Below are 18147 nucleotides of genomic sequence, written 5' to 3'. Positions count from 1 at the left end.
GGCTCGGGTTCCGGTTCGGCGGGCGGTTGCGGCGCGCGCTCCGGTGCCGCGGCGGGCCGCTCGGCTGCGGCGGCGACCGGCGCGGAGCCTGCGGGCGGAAGTCCGCGCTCGACGCGTTCGAGCCGCTGCAGCACGGCGGACTCCGCATCGGACGCGGACGGCAGCAGCATCCGGGCGCACATCACTTCGAGCAGCAGTCGGGGGGCCGTGGCGCCGCGCATCTCGCCGAGACCGGCGTGGATCACCTCGGCGTAGCGGGTGAGCGTGGCGGGACCGATCCGCTGGACCTGGGCGCGCATGTGCTCGAGCACGTCGCCGGGTGCATCGACGAGGCCGCGTTCGGCGGCGTCGGGGACGGCCTGCATCAGGATGAGGTCGCGGAGGCGCTCGAGCAGGTCGACGGCGAAGCGCCGCGGATCGTGCCCGGCGTCCATGACGCGGTCGACCGTCCCGAACAGTGCGGCACCGTCGCCGGTGGCCAGCGCGTCCACGGCGTCGTCGATCAGCGCGACGTCGGTGACGCCGAGCAGCGCGAGCGCGCGCGGGTAGGTGACGCCCTCGTTGCCGGCGCCGGCGAGGAGTTGGTCGAGGATGCTCAGCGAGTCACGCGGGGACCCGCCGCCGGCACGGATGACCAGCGGATACACCGGGTCGGCGACCGGCACGCTCTCCTGCTGGCAGATCTTCTCCAGCAACCCGCGCATCGTCGTCGGCGCGAGCAGCCGGAACGGGTAGTGATGGGTGCGCGAACGGATGGTCGGCAGCACCTTCTCGGGTTCGGTGGTGGCGAAGATGAAGATGAGGTGCTCCGGCGGCTCCTCCACGATCTTGAGGAGGGCGTTGAAACCCGCCGTGGTGACCATGTGGGCCTCGTCCACGATGAACACCCGGTACCGGGACTCGGCAGGCGCGTAGAACGCGCGGTCGCGCAGTTCACGGGTGTCGTCGACGCCACCGTGGCTGGCCGCGTCGAGTTCGGTGACGTCGAGGTTGCCCGACCCGCCGGGGCCGAGCGCCACGCACGAGGGGCACTGGCCGCACGGCGTCGAGGTCGGGCCCTCCACGCAGTTCAGCGATCGGGCCAGGATGCGGGCAGACGACGTCTTGCCACAGCCGCGGGGACCGGAGAACAGATACGCGTGGTTGATCCGTCCGGCGTCGAGAGCGGTGCTCAGTGGTTCGGTGACGTGCTCCTGCCCCACCACTTCGGCGAAGGATGCGGGTCGGTACTTCCGGTACAGGGCCACGCGGAAAGACTACCGGCGGTCCCCGACAGTCCGGCCCGGGTGGTCGAAGCGCCTGTTCGGCACCCGCTCGGGGCCCTACTCACAAGCAGAAATCCGGACCTGACCGGATTGCGTAACACGTTCGCAACGCATCGGCATCACCGTTGAAACGGCCCGCGGCCATCGTGAATTTCCGCACCTGGTTTCGTCCGGGTGTGTGAGGAGAATGTCGTGCCTGCAATCGACGCCGGAGCAACCGCCTGGCTTCTGATCAGTACCGCGCTGGTCCTGCTGATGACCCCGGGGCTCGCCCTGTTCTACGGCGGGATGGTCCGCTCCACCGGCGTACTGAACATGATCATGATGAGCTTCGTGTCGATCGCACTCGTCACGGTCGCCTGGCTGGTGGCCGGGTACTCCCTCATCTTCGGCGACGACATCGGCGGCGGACTGATCGGCGGGCTCGAGCACCTGGGGATGGCGGGCATCGACCCGACCACCGTCCACGGGCAGGTCCCCGAGATCCTGTTCGCCACGTTCCAGCTGACATTCGCGATCATCACCGCCGCGCTGATCAGCGGTGCGATCGCCGACCGGGCCAAGTTCTCGGCCTGGATGATCTTCGTGCCCGTCTGGGCCCTCGTCGTCTACGCGCCCGTCGCGCACTGGGTGTGGAACCCGCAGGGCTGGATCGCGCAGTTCGGCGCCCTCGACTACGCGGGCGGACTGGTCGTCGAGATCGTGTCCGGCGCGTCGGGCCTGGCGTTGGCCCTGGTCCTGGGCCCGCGGCTCGGATTCAAGTCCGAGTCGATGCGGCCCCACAACCTTCCGCTGGTGCTGCTCGGTGTCGGCCTGCTCTGGTTCGGCTGGTTCGGTTTCAACGCGGGTTCCGCTCTCGCCGCCGACGGCACGGCCGCCGCGATCTTCCTGAACACCCTCGTCGCCGGGTGCACCGGCCTGCTCGGCTGGCTCCTCGTCGAGCAGAAGCGCGACGGTCACCCCACGACGTTCGGTGCGGCGTCCGGCGTCGTCGCCGGGCTGGTCGCGATCACCCCGTCCTGCGGCACGGTGAGCATGGTCGGCGCGGTGATCGTCGGCGCAGTGGCCGGTGTGGTCTGCTCGTTCGCCGTCGGCTGGAAGTTCCGCCTCGGATACGACGACTCGCTCGACGTCGTCGGTGTCCACCTGATGGGCGGCATCGTCGGCACGATCCTGATCGGACTGCTGGCCACCGAGGTGATGACGGGCGGAGCCGAAGGCCTCCTGTACGGGGGCGGGTTCGCGCAACTCGGCAAGCAGGTGCTGGCCGTGGTGGTCGTCGCCCTGTACGCGTTCGGTGTGACGTACGGGCTGGGCAAGCTGATCGACCGGATCTTCGGGTTCCGGGTGAGCGCCGAGGACGAGTCCTCCGGCATCGACCTCGCGCTGCACGCCGAATCGGCGTACGAACACGGTGTGCTCGGCCACGGACCCCTCGGCGGCGGCCAGGGCAACAGCGTCTTTCCGTGGATGCACGAGGCCGAACGCAGGCGGCAACTCGACGCGGAACGGAAGCAGGACCGAGACGACACGGAGTAGCGGCGGCTACTTTTTGACGACACGGAGTAGCGGCGGCTACATCTTCTTCGCTGCCGCCGCCTTCTTCGCGTCTGCCTTCGCGGCCTTCTTGAACTCGCGGACCTCGTGGAGACTCTTGTCGTCGACGACGTCCGCGATCGAACGCCGGGACCCCTCGGTGCCGTAGTCGCCTGCTGCTTCGCGCCAGCCCTTCGGCTCGACTCCGATCTGCTTGCCGAGCAGCGCCAGGAAGATGCGGGCCTTCTGGTCGCCGTACCCCGGGAGCGCCTTCAACCGTTTCAGCACTTCTTTGCCGTCGGGGTCGCCGCTCGTCCACAGCGCCTCGACGCTGCCGTCGTAGTTCTCGACGAGGAACGCGCACAACGACTGGATGCGGGTGGCCATCGATCCGGGGAACCGGTGGACGGCGGGGGTCTGTGAGCAGACGGCCGCGAACGCTTCCGGATCCATCTCCGCGATGCGGTGCACTTCGAGGCCGCCGATCCGGTCGTCGAGTTTCTTGGGGCCCGCGAACGCCGTCTCCATCGGAACCTGCTGATCGAGCAGCATCCCGATGAGCAACGCCAGCGGATCACTCGCGAGGAGTGCGTCGGCGTCCGGATCCCCTACTAGGTTCAGCGTGCGTGCCATGGTTCGATCCTGCCATCCCGCGGTGGGGCGGGTGCGCCCTTCACCGCGACGCGCGGTTTATTCACAGAGTTATCCACATCACTGCATTACCGGTGCGTAACCCAGCATCGAGGCGACGCCGGCGACGAGTCCGTCACGCCAGTGCAGCGCGTCGTGACCCCCGCAGAACTCGCGGTAGCGCACGTCGTGGCCGGCGCCGGCCAGCAGGTCGCGGACTTCGCGGTTGGGTTCGACGAGCATCCATTCGAGTGTCCCGACCTCCAGGCTGAACCGACTGCGCGACGGGGCGACGGCGCGGATACGGTCCTGGAACGGGACTCCCGGCCCCGATCCGGGCCACCAGAACGACCCGGACAGGCTGACGGCGCACCCGAACACGTGCGGCACCGCCAGCGCGAGGTGGCAGGCCGTCAATCCGCCCAGGCTGCAGCCGGCCACGATCGTCGACGCCGGGTCGTCGGTGACGGCCCGGTCCCGCCGCAGCCACGGGAGCAGTTCGCCGGTGAGACCCGCGGCGAACGCGGGGCTGCAGCCCAGTTCCTCGGATCGCAGTCCGGGTCCGACGCTGTCGACCATCACGACGAGCGGAACCCGGTGACCGGCAGGTCCGAGCGCGTCGACGGCACCTGCGATCGGCAGGTCGACCGCCCACGTCCGGCCGTCGAGCAGCACCACCACCGGACGAGATCCGGCGGCGAGTCCGGGCGGTTCGTAGACCCACACCGACCGTGGTGTGCCCGATAGCGTGAACGTCGTCTCGTGGAGTTCGCCGCGGCCGGGCCGGTCCGTCCACCAGCGCTGCGCGGGCGCCGCGGGCATCACCGCCTCGGAGCAGTCGCCGGCCTGCACCGCTCGGGTGGGCAGCGGGTTGAACGGGTCGGGTCGTGCGCCGGCGAGTATGTTCCGCCACCACTGCCAGCCCGGGGTGCCGTCGCCGGGACGGGTCAGCGGTTCCGTCCGGGGAATGAAACGGTAGGCGCCACGCCAGTTCTCGGGCACCTCGATCGACAGCGACCACAGGTCGGTGCCGGGGAGCCGCGACAGCGCGGCCCGTTCCGGCCGGGATCGGTCGGTGATTCCGTTGGCGTCGAGGTAGACGTGCCGCGTGTGTGACACGCGTTCGTCGCCCTCGGGGTCCCGCCAGCAGAACGTCGCGATCACGCAGCCGCGGTCGGCCCCGTCGCGTTCGACGAGGGGGCTGCCCGCTGCGGCGAGGCGGTCCCAGAACGCGGGGACGCCGTCGGGTGCCAGGTCGTCGATCGCCCGCGTGCGCACGACGCGGCGCTCCGGTCCGGGCACCCGTTTCAGCATCCACTTCCCCATTCGAATATAGGTAACGCTACCCTAAGTCAAATTCCTTACCCGCGCGAAAGAGAGTCCCGCCGTGAAACTTCGTCGCTCACTGGCAGCCCTCGCTGTCCTCGCCGTCGGGATCGGCGCGGCCGCGTGCTCGTCCGATCCCGCTACCGAGTCCGCGACCACCGGCAACCCCGCAGCGCCCGACCAGAGCTGGCCGCGCACCGTCACCGACGAGACGGGCAGCGTCACGATCGAACACAAGCCCGAGCGGATCGTGTCGACCAGCGTCACACTCACCGGCTCGCTGCTCGCCCTCGACGCACCCCTGATCGGCACCGGCGCGCAGCGACCGAGCGACGTGACCGACGAGAACGGCCTGTTCACGCAGTGGGCGGACATCGCCGCCGAGCGTGGCGTCGACACGCTCTACCAGGGCGAACCCAACGTCGAGAAGATCACCGCCGCCGATCCGGACCTCATCTTCGTGTCCGCCACGGGCGGCGACTCGGCAGTCGATCAGGTGGACACGCTGAGGCAGATCGCGCCCGTCGTGGTGCTGCGGTACGACGACAAGTCGTGGCAGGACCTCAGCGGTCGGATCGCGGCGGCCATCGGGGCCGAGGAGCAGGCCGAAGCCCTCGTCGCGAAGTTCGACCGGCAACTCGACGACGCCAAGTCGGCACTCGGCGACAAGGTCGCCGCCGCGAACCCGGTGAACGTGCCCGCCTACAACTCGCCCGAGGAGTCGCGGATGTTCACCGCCGAATCGGCGCAGGGCATTCTGCTGGAACGCCTCGGATTCTCGCTCGCCGAGCTGCCCGCCGACATCAGCGCAGCCGACAAGAGCATCATGTCCGGCCGCAAGGACGTCGTGCCGGTCGGGCAGGAGAACCTGCCGCGGGCCGTGCCCGGCAACACCACGTTCATCGTGATCGGTGACGCGGCGGACGCCGAGCGGTTCCTCGCCGATCCGACGTTGCAGCAGACCCCGTCCGTGGAGAAGAAGCAGGTGATCGGTCTCGGGAAGGACAGCTTCCGGCTCGACTACTACAGCGCCACCAACCTGATCGACCGGGTCACGAACGCAGTGCGATAGCGCTCGGTCCGTGTCGGCGCGGCCCGTACCGGGTACCTCTACGTCAAGGGACTCCGGTCCATACACACGACACCGAAGGACATCCGATGGCCCAGGACGGAACGAATCGAGCCAGCGGGATGAGCCGTGCCGTGGACAGGGCAACCGACAGCACCACTTTCGAACGGGTCGCGCGGGCGGGCCACGTGATGAGCGGCTTCGTGCACCTGCTGATCGCGTACATCATCGTTCAGCTGGCGTTCGGCAGCGGCGGCAACGCCGATCAGTCCGGGGCCCTCGGCACGCTGGCCGCCGAGCCCGGCGGCCGGTTCGCGCTGTGGGTGGCGATGGTCGCGTTCATCGCGATGGCGCTGTGGCGGCTCGCCGAGACCGTTCTCGGCCCGCACGCCACCGAGAAGTCCGACGACGACACGTCGCTGCTCGACCGTGCGAAGGCGTTCGGTCTGGCCGTCGTCTACTTCGCGTTCGCCTTCTCGGCCTACCAGTTCGCGAGTGGCGGCGGGAAATCGAGCGGACAGCAGAACGCCGGAATGAGTGCACGCCTCATGGAGTCCGGGGGCGGCAAGTTCCTGCTCGTGGTGGTGGGTCTCGTCGCCATCGCGATCGGCGGGTACCACGTCTACAAGGGCGCGTCGAAGAACTTCCTGGACGACCTGAAGGGCACCCCGTCGAAGCTCGTCGAGCCCCTCGGAGTGATCGGCTACGTGGCCAAGGGCCTCGTCATCGCGGGCGCGGGCCTGCTGGTGATCGTGGCGGTCTTCAACGCCGATCCATCCAAGGCCACCGGCCTCGACGGCGCGGTGAAAACCCTCGGTTCGGCGCCGTTCGGGCAGTTCCTGCTGATCCTCGCCGCACTGGGTATCGCCGCGTACGGGCTGTACAGCTTCGTGATGGCGCGCTACGCCAGGATGTAGAGACACCTCCGGCCGCGCACCCGGAACAGGTGAGCGGCCGGAGGTCTGCTGCTAGGACTTCGGCAGGTCCAGGCGTGATTCGGTGGCCGCGAGCAGCACGCACGTCGCGACGCCGTTCATCGACTTGTCCAGATCGTCCATCGAGGGGAAGCTCGGCGCGAGCCGGATGTTCTTGTCTTCCGGGTCGATTCCGTACGGGAACGCCGATCCCGCGGCGGTGAGCGCGATCCCCGCGTCCTTCGCCAGGGCGATGACGCGCTTCGCGGTGCCCTCGACGACGTCCAGGCTGATGAAGTATCCGCCCTTCGGCTCCGTCCACGACGCCACCTTCGACGCCCCGAGACGGTCCTCGAGGATCTTCAGGACGAGCGCGAACTTCGGCGCCAGGATCTCGCGGTGCTTCTCCATGTGGGCGCGAACCCCGTCCGCGTCACCGAAGAACCGCAGGTGCCGCAGGTGGTTCAGCTTGTCCGGGCCGATGCTCTTCTTGCCGAGGAACTTCTGGTACCAGGCCAGGTTCGCGGTCGAGGAACCGAAGAAGCTGACGCCCGCACCGGCGAACGTGATCTTCGACGTCGACGCGAACACCAGCGGCCGGTTGGGGTGACCCGCCTCCGCTGCCATCCCGAGGATGTCCAGCGACGGCGCCGTCTCGCCGACCAGCGGATGCACCGCGTAGGCGTTGTCCCAGAACAGCCGGAAGTCGGGGGCGGCGGCCGGCACCGACGCCAGCGCCCGCGTGACCTCTTCCGAGTACACCGCGCCCGTGGGGTTGGAGTAGTTGGGAACGGCCCACAGACCCTTGATCTGCGGATCGTTCGCGACGAGCTCGGAGATGACACCGACGTCGGGGCCGTCCGGGCGCATCGGCACCGGGATCATCTCGATGCCGTAGGTCTCGGTGATCCCGAAGTGACGGTCGTAGCCGGGTGCCGGGCACAGGAACTTGACCTTCTCCTCCTGCGACCACGGGCGCGGGGAGTCGGGGGTGCCGTGCAGCAGAGCGAACACGACGTTGTCGTGCATGATCTCGAGGCTGGCGTTGTTGCCGGCGAGCAGGTTCTCGACGGGGATGCCGAGCAGTTCACCGAAGATCGCGCGCAGTTCCGGCAGACCGGTGAGCCCGCCGTAGTTGCGGGTGTCGGTGCCGTTGCCGTCGCGGAAGTCGCCGTCACCGGGCAGCGCCAGCAGCGCCGCCGACAGATCCAGTTGCTCGGGCGAAGGCTTACCGCGGGTGAGGTCGAGCGTGAGCTTCTCCGTCTTCAGCTGCGCATAGCTCGCAGTCTGGCGCTCATGCTCCGAAAGTAGTTCCTCATGGCTCATCAACCCGATCTGGGTCTGGTTGGTCATCAGGAGCGGCCTCTCACCGACATCGCGGGTCGGGTATGCGAAAGATAGGGGACCCCGCGCACCCGGCAGAGCCCGTTGACCCTTGCTGCCTTCCGGCCCTGGGGGAGTTCACAGGATGCGCGCCGCGCGGGATCCACCACAGAGTGTAGACGGCCCCGAGCCGCTACCGGGATCCACCCCGGCCCGCGCCCGACGCCGCACGTCAGACCACGTCCAGTGCTACGGTCGCCCCCGCATTCGGCCACCGTCGGCAAAGGATCGGGATGAAACTCAGAAGGACAGCACACGCAGCGGCCCTCGCCGTCGTCGTCGCAGCACTGTCGGCGTGCGGCGGGAGCAGCGAAGACGCAGCCACGTCCGATGCGGTCAGCTGGGACGCGGCCGAGCCGTGCTCGCTCGCGGACGACGCGACGCTCGCACCGCTCCTGACGGCAGGCGCCGGCGAGGGCACCGCCACCGACAGTCCGGAACGTCGCGCGTGCACGTGGGGCAAACCGGAGGCGCTGAACACTGTGACCGTCACCACCACGAGCGCGCCGGAACCGGTCGACGCCCTGCGCACGATCGACGTCGGCGGACTCGAGGGCCGGGCGCTCGCCGAGAGCAAGTACCAGTGCATCCTCGAGGTCACCACCGACGCGGGCACGCTGTCGATCGAGTCGAAATTCGGCCTGGACGCGACCGCGAACCCGGACACGTCCTGCGACCGGTCCGTGTCCCTCGCCGAGCACGCCCTCAGCCAGCTGAAGTGGGCGTAGAACCGGCAGCCACCTGGTCGTTTAACGGTGAGCCGTCGTCGTTGGGTATGCTCCTCCACGGAGGATTCGCCTAGTGGCCTATGGCGCTCGCCTGGAACGCGGGTTGGGTTAACGCCCTCAGGGGTTCAAATCCCCTATCCTCCGCCACAGGAACCCCTGTGAACCGCTGAAACGTGGTTCGCAGGGGTTTCTTGCATCTCCGGGCAAACCAGGCGGCGCCGCCCTCGGACCGCCGTTTGCAGACCCGTCCGCGCCGACAATCCCAGGCCACGACAGGCACAACCCGTTATCTCCCTGTTATCGTCTCCGGTGCAGCGTTCGCTGTGCAGTGTCTGTTACGAGATAAAAGGACATTCGGATGGCGATACGTCGCACCCGCGCGCTGATCGTGGGCCTGGTCGCAGTGTTGGCATCGGGCCTCGTGTCCGTACTGGCCGGAACCGGCATCGCGCATGCCGACTCGGCCCTGATCTCGGTGTACTCACCGTCGATGGACAAGGACATTCCCGTCAAGGTGCTCAAGGCCGCGGGTGGCGGTCCCGCGCCGACGCTGTACCTGCTCGACGGTCTGCGCGCGCCGGACGACAACAACGGCTGGCTGATCGAGACCGACGTGGAGAATTTCTTCGCCGGCAAGCACGTCAACGTGGTCATCCCGTTCGGCGGCGGCGGCACCTTCTACTCCGACTGGCTGCGTGACGACCCGAAGCTGGGCCGCGTGAAGTGGGAGACCTTCCTGACCAACGAACTGCCCCCGGTGATGGCTTCGCAGTTCGGCAGCGACGGCGTGAACAACGCGGTCGCGGGTCTGTCGATGAGCGGTACCTCCGCGTTGAACCTCGCCATTCACYGCCCCGACTTCTACAAGGCGGTCGCGTCCTACAGCGGGTACCCGACGGCCAGCTCGCCCGGCTTCGCGCAGGGCATCCAGGTTTCGGTCGCCCAGATGGGCGGCAACGCGCAGAACATGTGGGGCTTCTGGCCGTCCGCAGCCTGGATCCGCAACGATCCGCTGCTCAACGTCGGCGCACTGCGCGGCAAGTCCGTCTACATCTCGTCCGGTGCGGGTTCGGCGGCAGGCGATCCCACCGTCGACCCGGACAGCAAGTCGTTCGACCCGGTGAAGTTCTCGCAGACGGTTCCCCTCGAGACCGCCTCGGGCCTCAGCAGCAAGGTCTTCGTCCCCGCGGCGCAGCGCGCAGGCGCCAAGCTGCAGACGCACATCGCCGACGAGGGCCTGCACACGTGGAACTACTGGCAGGACCGCCTGCACGAGTCCTGGGCCAACACGCTCGCGCCCGCACTCGGCACGTCCTAGTCGAGGCGTTCGCACCTCCTGAACTCCGCCACAGCGGCCCCCGATCTCCGGATCGGGGGCCGCTGTCGTTCGCCGCGGTGTTTGATGTGTGATGTGCCGATCGACGACAGCAGGCAGATGCTCGTGCTGGCGGTGGTGCTGTCCGCGCTGGCCGGCTACGTCGACGCGCTCGGATTCATCACGCTCGGCGGGTTCTTCGTCGCGTTCATGAGCGGCAATCTCACCCGGTTCAGTGTCGGGTTCGCGGACGGGTCGTGGGCGCATGCGCTGACGGCCGCCGCGGTGATCGGCACGTTCGTCCTCGGCTGCGCCCTGGGCGCCGTGGTCGTGCACCTGTCCGATCGCAGGCGGCTGCCCGTCCGGACGACGGTGCTCGCCGTCGTGTCCGGACTTCTGATCGCAGGCGCCGTCGCCGCGACCGTCGGGGCGAGCACCGTGGCCGTCGGCGCGATGCTGCTCGCCATGGGCGCGGAGAACTCCTTCTTCCAGAAGGACGGCGAGGTCACCATCGGCCTCACCTACATGACGGGCGCCCTCGTGAAGATGGGCCACCGGCTTGCCGCGGCGCTGTTCGGCGGGCCGCGGTGGGCGTGGCTACGACATTTCGCGCTGTGGGCAGGCCTGGTGGCAGGAGCTGTGACGGGCGCTCTCTCGCACCACTGGATCGGGTTGGACGCCCTGTGGTTCGCCGCCGGACTGTCGGCGGCGCTGACCGTCACCGTCCATCTGCGGATCGACCGCGCTACTCGCCGCCCGCAGTTGTCGTGACCGGGTTGCCTGCGGAGTCGAGGGTCCACCACACGCTGCCGACCGCCTGCCCGTATGCGTCACCGGGTTCGTTGTCATCCTTGTACCGGTACACGGGTCGCCCGTTCACGGTGAGCTGATGGGTGCCGTCCGCCGCGGGGATGGTGTCGATGACGACTTCCTGCAGCCCCTGCACCGTCGGGTTCTCGGTGACGGAGGTGACCGGCGGCCACGACTGCAGGCACGTGTCGCGGCACGAACTGGCACCGGAGCCGACCTCGTCCTTGTCGTACACGTAGACCGTCATCCCGCCTTCGTCGACCATCACCTCGCCGAGCGTCGTCGGTCCCATCTTCAGGACGGGTGTTCCGGGCAAGGCCGGTGGGGACGTCGGCGTCGGGGACACCGGGGCGTTGCCGCCCGTGTCACCGGAATCCGTGCGGTCGTAGGCGCAACTCGAGAAGGTCAGGCTGACGGCGACGATCGCTGCCAGCGCCCATGTTCGTCTCATGGAGTCCTCGTTCTCTGTGACGGCGAAGTGGCGGGCCTCCTGGGGAACCTCTGCGGACCCGTACATACAGTTCACCTCGAGTTGCGTGCCGGTGCGGGCACTTCGGGCGATGTGACGGGCCCGCACGTGTCGGTATCCGTCATTAGGCTCCTGTGCATGGGCTGGTACACGCCGACCTCGCCGGCACCCGACCTCGCCGGCACGCTCGTGTGCGGGTGGTCCGCGCGCACGCAGGGCGAGCATCTGCTGGTGCCGGACGCGTGCATGGACATCCTGTGGATCCGGGGTGTGGGGATCCGGGTGTGCGGTCCCGAGACCACGGCCTGGTCGTTCACGCTGCCGCCGGGCACCGAATCCGTCGGTGTCCGTTTCCGTCCCGGCGCCGGCTCGCATCTGCTGCGGACGTCGGCGGCCGAGGTCCGCAACATCCGGGTCGGCCTCGGCGACGTACTCGGGTCCACGTGGGAACGGACACTGACCGACCGGCTCGACAACGCGTCCGGCCACGCGGAACGAATCGCCCTGTTCGAGAACGCCGTGCGCGCGTGGCGGAGCCGCGGGCCGGAGGCCGACCCGCTGATCGGCACCGTGCGGCGGGCCCTGGCCCGGCAGTCGTGGAACGTGGGCGCGCTCGCCGACGCCGCCTCCGTCACGGAGCGGCAACTGCAGCGGCGATGCAACGACGCGTTCGGATACGGTCCCGCGACGCTCCGCGGAATCCTGCGGCTGCAACGGTTCATGGCGCTCGCGCAGTCGGGGACCCGGACGGGTCTCGCCGCACTCGCCGCCACCGCCGGCTACAGCGACCAGGCGCACCTGTCGCGGGAATGCCGGCGGATCTCCTCGCTCACCCCGTCCGAGCTCCTCGCCAGCGAGGCCCCCGACTGGCACGGAAACGAATCCGTCGTCGATGTCGGAAATGTTCAAGCCGTCGGGCCCCGGACGGGGGAAGAATCGGCAGCATGACCTCGACAACCGAAACCCCCGCAGCCCACTACCGCGACCTCGCCGCGAAGTTCACGAAGCGCGTCGAATCCGTGCCCGCCGCACGCTGGGACGACGCGTCTCCGTGTGACGGCTGGACGGCCCGCGACGTCGTGCGGCACGTGATCGACACACAGCGCTACATCGTCACCGTCGTCGATCTGGAACTGCCGGAGCCGCCGTCCGTCGACGAAGACCCGGTTGCCGCGTGGGCGGCAACGCGCGACGGCATGCAGGAGATCCTGGACGATCCGGCCAAGGCGGGCCGCGAGTACGACGGGCATTTCGGCCGCACCGAACTCGGCAAGACCGTCGACAGCTTCTACTGCTTCGACCTGGTGGTGCACGGCTGGGACCTCGCGCGGGCCACCGGCCTCGACGAGACCATCCCTGCCGACGACCTGGCCTGGGTGGGTGGCGTCGCGGAGCAGCTGGGCGACAACATCCGCACGGCCGGAGTGTGCGGCCCGGCCGTGGATGTCCCCGCGGACTCCGACGAGCAGACCCGGGTCCTGGCCTTCCTCGGCCGCAAGGCCTGACGGTCCTTCCACCTCACCCCTGCCCGGCCGCGCTTGTAACCTCGAGTCATGAGCGTGCCGGGCAGGATCGCCGCGCTGACGGCGGTGTCACTGGCCGCGGCGCTGCTCGGCGGTGACGTGGTCGCGGTGGCCGATCCCGAACCCCGGGGTGCGTCCGGACTGCCCGCCCGCGGCCTGGTCACGTCGGCGCCGCTCACGTCGGCGCTGATGTTCGCCGGGACCTCCGGCGAGGCCACCCCGTCGCAGCGGGTTCCGGGTGCGGAGTCGGACGGGATGTCGGCCACCGGTCACGACTTCGGCGAATACCCGTACATGCGGTACGAGGTCCGGTTCGGTCCGGACACCGCGGGCTCGGACGTGACGTGGCATGGACGTTCGGTGAATCTCGACGACCTCGCGATGCACGTGTGGGACGAGGAAACGCAGAGTTGGGGTGAGCCGGTCGCGACAGCGCAGCCGTCCGAGCCTGGCGGCCCGGTCACGCTGACCACCCGGATCGAGGGCGAGGACGCCGCGCAGATCCTCGTCATCGACAGCCCGCGACGGGACCGGAGTTTCCGCGAGGCCAACGCGACCGCCGACCAGCAGTTCGCCGACCCGGACACGTACGACTTCGCGTTGCAGCACATCACCGACACCCAGTACGTGTCCCGGGACCGGCCCGAGGTGTATTTCGACATGACCCGCTGGACCGCGGAGAACGCCGCCGAACGCAAGATCGCGTATTCGATGCACACCGGCGACCTCGTCCAGAGCTGGATACGTCCGGGGGCGCCCGAGTCCCGCGCGCGCCCCGAGTTCGAGGTGGCGGACCGCGCGATGGCGACGCTCGAGGACGCCGGAGTCCCGTACGGGGTCCTGCCCGGCAACCACGACAACCTGTGGAACGTGGGCGGACGGCTCATTCCCGGCGAGCACGAGAAGAACCACGCCCTCTACAACGAGTTCTTCGGTCCGTGGCGGTTCCGCGACCGGCCGTACTGGGGTGAATCCGTCACGGACACGGACAATTCGGCGCACTACGACCTGCTCGACATCGCCGGCGCGAAATTCCTGATGCTCTACATCGGCTACAACCCGCCCGAGCACGTCCTGCAGTGGGCCGAGGACGTGCTGGCCGCCCACCCGGACCGCAACGTGGTGATCGGCAGCCACTATTACCTGGACGAGGACGGCTCGCTGCGGATGAGCGGGTTCGGCGACATCGGTACCAGTGCCGGACAGCAGATCTGGAATCGGCTCGTCGTCCCGTTCGACACGGTGTTCCTGGTCCTCGCGGGGCACGTCGACGGGCAGACGACGGTCACCGACCGGAAGGTGGGCGACACCGACCGGAAGGTCGTGGAGTTGCTGGCCGACTACCAGTACTTCACGGTGAACGGTCTCCGCGAGACCGGCTTCCAGCGACTGCTGCAGTTCGACGTCGACGGTGGAGCCCTCGCGGTCACGACGCACTCCCCGACCCTGGACAGCTTCCGGGTGGAGGACTTCGATCCGCAGCGCCGCTACGCGGCCGGTGACGGCGACTTCCTCACCGACGTGGAGTTGCGGGCCGACCTGCCGCGCGCCGTCATCCCCGCGCCCTGAGATGGAGTCGATCAGCTGCGCGACAACCGGCACGTCGTCCGGGCCGCGACGGACGAACTGATGCACGCCCTCATGACGCTGTCGGGCCAGGAGTACGTGGACGACTACGCGCTCAGGCGACCGGCGTAGCGACGGCGCGCGTCACCAGATCGGCGATGAGCCGCTCGGTGTCGACGCCCTCGAGCACCCCGGGCAGCGTCAGGTGCTCGACGATGAGCGCATTCATCGCGAGGTAGAGCATCAGCACGGTGCTGCGGTCGCCGGGCAGTCCCGAGCCGAGGTGAAACCCGATGTCGCGCTCCAGGTTGCCGGAGATGGTGCGCGTCAACGTGGTGCGTAACTCGGGTCGACGGACCGCTTCGAGCCGCAACTCCTGCAACGCGAGGTAGCCCGTCCGGTCGCCGGTGATCCGGCCGAACAGTCCCTGCATGTACTCGATCACGAGGTCGAGATTCTGCGGCTTACGACCGCTTTCCTCTATGACCGCGGGGTCGGGGCCCATCCGCTCGTGAATACGCTTGCCGACCTGGTCGAACAGGTCGTCGCGGCTGGCGAAGTAGTTGGAGGCCGTCCCCTTGGGCACGTTCGCCTCGACGTCGACGGCACGGAAGGTGAGGCCGCGCGCACCCTCTCGCGCAAGCACTTCGATCGCTGCGTTCACGAGTGCGGCACGTCGTTCCGGATTCTGCGCCATCGACACTCCTCGAAAAAGGACTTGCAACCACTGCAGTCATAGTACTACAACTGGAGTAATTACCGACTGCGGGAGGACTCACATGCGAAAACTCGTCTACTACGTCGCCACCACCATCGACGGATTCATCGCCGGGGCCGACGGTTCGGACCCCAGCGGCACCGTCTTCGAGCTCGAGGGTGATCACATGCCCGCGATGATCGCCGAGTACCCCGAAACGGTCCCCACCCATGTGCGGGCAGCGATGGGAATCGATGCCCCCAACCGGCATTTCGACACACTGCTCATGGGCCGCGCCAGCTACCAGCCCGGCCTCGACCTCGGCGTGACCAGCCCGTACGCGCATCTGCGACAGTACGTGTTCTCGACGACGATCACCGAGTCGCCCGACCCGGACGTTCAGATCGTCTCGGGCGATCCGATCGAGAAGGTGCGCGAACTCAAGAAGGAGGACGGCAAGGACATCTGGCTGTGCGGCGGCGGGAAGCTGGCCGCCGCGGTGCAACCCGAGGTCGACGAACTCCGGATCAAGCTCAACCCCGTGGCGATCGGCACCGGCATTCCGCTGTTCGACGGCGAATTCGACCCCCAGCGGTTCCGGCTGACCTCGACCCGCGCATTCGAGAGCGGGATGATTTTCCTGACGTACGTTCGCCGATAACCGGAGTCACACCCGCCACTTGCGGCGACACGGGCACCTGACGCATGTATTGATTCAATACGTAAGTAATGTTCGAGGCATGCGCGAACGCCGGTACTCGTCCACCAGCCCCGAACACCTGGCTGCGGCCCTGTTCGACGTCGCGGCCGAGTCGGGCCTCGAGGGCGCCAGCGTGCGCGAGGTCGCCAAGAGGGCGGGTGTGTCCATCGGCGCCGTGCAGCACCACTTCTCCACGAAGGACGAGATGTTCGCGTTCGCGCTGCGCACCCTCGTCGACACACTGCTCACCCGCCTGGCGGATATCGACCGCGGCGGCGACCCCGCCGAGGACCTGTTCGCCGCGATGTCGCAGTTGCTCCCCCTCGACGAGTCACGGTCGCGGGAAGCGCACGTCAGGGCGGCATTCGCCGTCCGGGCGGCCACCTCCCCGTCGCTCGCCGAGATCCGGCGCACCACCCTGTTCACCATCCGCACCGGACTGTCCGCGGTGCTCATCGCGATCGGCACCCCGGAAGCGGAAACCCGTGCGGCGCTTCTCCTCGCCACCGTCGACGGCCTCGCCCTCGAGGCGATCGGCAGTCCGGACCTGTACCCGGCCGAGTACCTCGAGCACGCCCTGAACGTCCAGATCGGCATGATTCTGCAGGGCGCCGACGTCGTGCCGTCGTCGTCGATCGAACTGGCCAGCTGATCCCTCGACCCAATGTCACATCCGTCTCGTCAGAGTGAACCGCTGCCCCGTCACGCGGAGGGCGCGGGACGGTTCGCGCCCAGCCCCTCCGGCGACCTGCACCTCGGCAACCTGCGGACGGCCGTGCTGGCATGGCTGTTCGCCCGGTCCACCGGCCGTCGATTCCTCCTGCGCGTCGAAGACCTGGACCGCGTCCGCGACGGCGCCCGGGACCGGCAACTGGCCGACCTCGCGGAACTCGGTCTCGACTGGGACGGCGACGTCGTGTCGCAGTCGCACCGACTGCCGCGGTACGACGCCGCCATCGCCGAACTCCACGCCGCCGGCCTCACGTACGAGTGCTTCTGCACGAGAAGAGAAATCCTGAAGGCGGCGTCGGCCCCGCACGCACCCCAGGGCGCCTACCCGGGGACCTGCCGCAACCTGACACCGGACGAGCGTGCCGACCGGCTCGCCGGCGAGCGACCACCGGCCCTGCGTCTGCGCGCCGACGTCACGTCGTTCACCATCGACGACGTCCTGCACGGAAGCTACTCCGGAATGGTGGACGACCTCGTGCTGCGCCGCGGCGACGGAACACCCGCCTACAACCTCGCGGTGGTCGTCGACGACGCCGCCCAGGGGATCGATCAGGTGGTGCGCGGCGACGACCTGCTCTCGTCGGCGCCCCGCCAGGCATACCTCGCGGGACTGCTCGGGCTCACCGCCCCCGCGTACGCACACGTCGCGCTCGCCCTCAATGAGGACGGCAAACGGCTCGCGAAACGTGACGGCGCCGTCACCCTCACCGACCTGAAAGCGTTGGGACGCACACCGAGCGACGTCCTCGGGGTGCTCGCGGCGTCGCTCGGGCTCGCGGAACCGGGCGAGGCCGTGGATCTCGGGACCCTCCTCGTCCGATTCGACCCTGCCCGCCTGCACCGCGAACCGTGGGTGGTCAGGCCCCCGACGCCGCCGCGATCAGCATGATCACGAAGAACAGGATCCACCCGACGACGTAGGCGCCGCCGATGGCGATCCCGGCGATCGCGAGCCCACGGCCTTCCTGACCGGACTGCTTGATCTGGCCCAGCGCCACGATGCCGAGGATGATGCCGACAATGGAGCCGACACCGTAGAAGCAACCTCCGACGATCGACGTGATCAGCGACGCGATCGCGAGACCGTTCGTCCCGCGCGACTGCGGGTAGGGCGCGCCGTATGGGTTCGGGGCGCCGTACTGCGGGGCGGGGCCACCGTATTGGCCCGCCGCCCCGTACTGATTGGGGGCGCCGTACTGATTCGGGGTGCCGTACTGATTCGGGGCGGCGTACGGGTTGGGCGTCCCGTACTGCTGCTGGCTGGGGACCCCGTACTGGTCGCCGCCGTATTGATTCGGCGCGGCATACGGATTCGGAGACGTCCCGTACGCGCCCGGCTGCTGATAGTCGGGGTACTTCTCGGTGGGCGCCGAATACGTGGGATAACCGGATTCGTCGACCCCGTAGCCGTCGCGCGGCAAGGGCGGAACCTCGCCGTAAGTGGGTGGTGTCTGCCCGTTGTACGGATTCGAATCGTCCGATCC

The 18147-nt window shown here is 68.7% G+C and carries 19 protein-coding genes, 1 tRNA gene and 1 other RNA gene; 13 read left to right on the top strand and 8 right to left on the bottom strand.

From position 1 onward, the window contains the following. Positions 1-1247, bottom strand: a 1247-nt coding sequence (locus AC1DWT_RS24295; protein ID WP_477922516.1) for a DNA polymerase III subunit gamma and tau, incomplete at its 3' end; no start/stop codon positions are given. Positions 1248-1457: 210 nt separating this feature from the next. Here AC1DWT_RS24295 and AC1DWT_RS24290 point away from each other — a divergent pair. Then, a complete protein-coding gene (locus AC1DWT_RS24290) occupies positions 1458-2804 on the top strand; it encodes an ammonium transporter (RefSeq protein WP_072938252.1) in 1347 nt (448 codons plus the stop codon). Positions 2805-2840: 36 nt separating this feature from the next. Here AC1DWT_RS24290 and AC1DWT_RS24285 read toward each other — a convergent pair whose 3' ends face one another. Together AC1DWT_RS24285 and fes are read right to left on the bottom strand one after the other, a co-directional pair. After that, positions 2841-3434, bottom strand: a complete 594-nt coding sequence (locus tag AC1DWT_RS24285) for an HhH-GPD-type base excision DNA repair protein (RefSeq protein ID WP_072938255.1) — start codon at positions 3432-3434, stop codon at positions 2841-2843. A gap of 78 nt (positions 3435-3512) precedes the next feature. Next, on the bottom strand, positions 3513-4745 hold the full coding sequence (gene fes / locus AC1DWT_RS24280; RefSeq protein ID WP_387494872.1) for an enterochelin esterase: 1233 nt from the start codon (positions 4743-4745) through the stop codon (positions 3513-3515). Between the two features lie 73 nt (positions 4746-4818). On the opposite strand from fes, the gene fepB reads away from it, so the two are divergent. Both fepB and AC1DWT_RS24270 read left to right on the top strand, forming a co-directional pair. After that, positions 4819-5829: a Fe2+-enterobactin ABC transporter substrate-binding protein gene (gene fepB, locus AC1DWT_RS24275; RefSeq protein ID WP_387494862.1), complete on the top strand. Its 1011-nt coding sequence runs from the start codon at positions 4819-4821 to the stop codon at positions 5827-5829. Positions 5830-5915: 86 nt separating this feature from the next. Next, positions 5916-6743 (top strand): DUF1206 domain-containing protein, encoded by an 828-nt coding sequence (locus AC1DWT_RS24270; RefSeq protein ID WP_387494864.1) that lies wholly within the window; start codon positions 5916-5918, stop codon positions 6741-6743. Positions 6744-6794: 51 nt separating this feature from the next. On the opposite strand, the gene AC1DWT_RS24265 is transcribed toward AC1DWT_RS24270, so the two are convergent. Together AC1DWT_RS24265 and ffs are read right to left on the bottom strand one after the other, a co-directional pair. Next, positions 6795-8093, bottom strand: a complete 1299-nt coding sequence (locus AC1DWT_RS24265; protein ID WP_477922512.1) for an aspartate aminotransferase type Ic — start codon at positions 8091-8093, stop codon at positions 6795-6797. A 43-nt stretch (positions 8094-8136) separates the two neighbouring features. Then, positions 8137-8231, bottom strand: an RNA gene (gene ffs / locus AC1DWT_RS24260) — signal recognition particle sRNA small type. 125 nt (positions 8232-8356) lie between these two features. Between ffs and AC1DWT_RS24255 the strand changes: the two genes are divergently transcribed. The 4 genes from AC1DWT_RS24255 to AC1DWT_RS24240 all read left to right on the top strand — a co-directional run bounded on the left by AC1DWT_RS24255 (position 8357) and on the right by AC1DWT_RS24240 (position 10937). Continuing rightward, positions 8357-8851, top strand: a complete 495-nt coding sequence (locus AC1DWT_RS24255; RefSeq protein WP_095862901.1) for a DUF3558 family protein — start codon at positions 8357-8359, stop codon at positions 8849-8851. Positions 8852-8910: 59 nt separating this feature from the next. Then, positions 8911-8998 (top strand) — tRNA-Ser (locus tag AC1DWT_RS24250). Between the two features lie 211 nt (positions 8999-9209). After that, on the top strand, positions 9210-10169 hold the full coding sequence (locus AC1DWT_RS24245) for an alpha/beta hydrolase (protein ID WP_477922511.1): 960 nt from the start codon (positions 9210-9212) through the stop codon (positions 10167-10169). 84 nt (positions 10170-10253) lie between these two features. Beyond that, entirely contained in the window at positions 10254-10937 is a 684-nt protein-coding gene (locus tag AC1DWT_RS24240; protein WP_095862899.1) for a YoaK family protein, read from the top strand. Here AC1DWT_RS24240 and AC1DWT_RS24235 read toward each other — a convergent pair. Beyond that, entirely contained in the window at positions 10912-11493 is a 582-nt protein-coding gene (locus AC1DWT_RS24235; protein ID WP_244163655.1) for a COG4315 family predicted lipoprotein, read from the bottom strand. The genes AC1DWT_RS24240 and AC1DWT_RS24235 overlap by 26 nt on opposite strands. A gap of 90 nt (positions 11494-11583) precedes the next feature. Here AC1DWT_RS24235 and AC1DWT_RS24230 point away from each other — a divergent pair, with 90 nt between their 5' ends. Genes AC1DWT_RS24230 through AC1DWT_RS24220 form a run of 3 tightly spaced genes read left to right on the top strand, consistent with a single transcriptional unit; the run spans position 11584 to position 14537 of the window. Beyond that, on the top strand, positions 11584-12393 hold the full coding sequence (locus AC1DWT_RS24230) for a helix-turn-helix domain-containing protein (RefSeq protein WP_072938474.1): 810 nt from the start codon (positions 11584-11586) through the stop codon (positions 12391-12393). Beyond that, positions 12390-12950 carry a TIGR03086 family metal-binding protein gene (locus tag AC1DWT_RS24225; RefSeq protein ID WP_095862898.1) on the top strand — a complete coding sequence of 187 codons (561 nt, stop codon included), beginning with the start codon at positions 12390-12392 and terminating at the stop codon, positions 12948-12950. Before AC1DWT_RS24230 ends, AC1DWT_RS24225 begins: the two co-directional genes overlap by 4 nt. A 48-nt stretch (positions 12951-12998) precedes the next feature. Then, a complete protein-coding gene (locus AC1DWT_RS24220; RefSeq protein ID WP_095862897.1) occupies positions 12999-14537 on the top strand; it encodes a metallophosphoesterase in 1539 nt (512 codons plus the stop codon). A gap of 112 nt (positions 14538-14649) precedes the next feature. Here AC1DWT_RS24220 and AC1DWT_RS24215 read toward each other — a convergent pair whose 3' ends face one another. Then, positions 14650-15231 carry a TetR/AcrR family transcriptional regulator gene (locus AC1DWT_RS24215; protein ID WP_072938280.1) on the bottom strand — a complete coding sequence of 194 codons (582 nt, stop codon included), beginning with the start codon at positions 15229-15231 and terminating at the stop codon, positions 14650-14652. 82 nt (positions 15232-15313) lie between these two features. Between AC1DWT_RS24215 and AC1DWT_RS24210 the strand changes: the two genes are divergently transcribed. From AC1DWT_RS24210 to gluQRS, 3 genes are all read left to right on the top strand, one after another. After that, positions 15314-15892 carry a dihydrofolate reductase family protein gene (locus tag AC1DWT_RS24210; RefSeq protein ID WP_095862896.1) on the top strand — a complete coding sequence of 193 codons (579 nt, stop codon included), beginning with the start codon at positions 15314-15316 and terminating at the stop codon, positions 15890-15892. Between the two features lie 79 nt (positions 15893-15971). Then, positions 15972-16583 carry a TetR/AcrR family transcriptional regulator gene (locus AC1DWT_RS24205; RefSeq protein WP_206014426.1) on the top strand — a complete coding sequence of 204 codons (612 nt, stop codon included), beginning with the start codon at positions 15972-15974 and terminating at the stop codon, positions 16581-16583. A 12-nt stretch (positions 16584-16595) separates the two neighbouring features. Then, entirely contained in the window at positions 16596-17552 is a 957-nt protein-coding gene (gene gluQRS / locus AC1DWT_RS24200) for a tRNA glutamyl-Q(34) synthetase GluQRS (RefSeq protein WP_095862894.1), read from the top strand. Here gluQRS and AC1DWT_RS24195 read toward each other — a convergent pair. Further along, the gene (locus AC1DWT_RS24195; protein WP_072938289.1) at positions 17521-18084 is read right to left on the bottom strand and encodes a DUF4190 domain-containing protein; all 564 of its coding nucleotides are present in this window, start codon (positions 18082-18084) and stop codon (positions 17521-17523) included. The two genes, gluQRS and AC1DWT_RS24195, sit on opposite strands and share 32 nt — an antisense overlap. Positions 18085-18147 lie beyond the last annotated feature (63 nt).

The organism is Rhodococcus sp. P4_B6 (assembly GCF_056402215.1).
The sequence above is the reverse complement of the archived record's forward strand: the minus strand, read 5'-3'. Positions and strand labels throughout refer to the sequence as shown.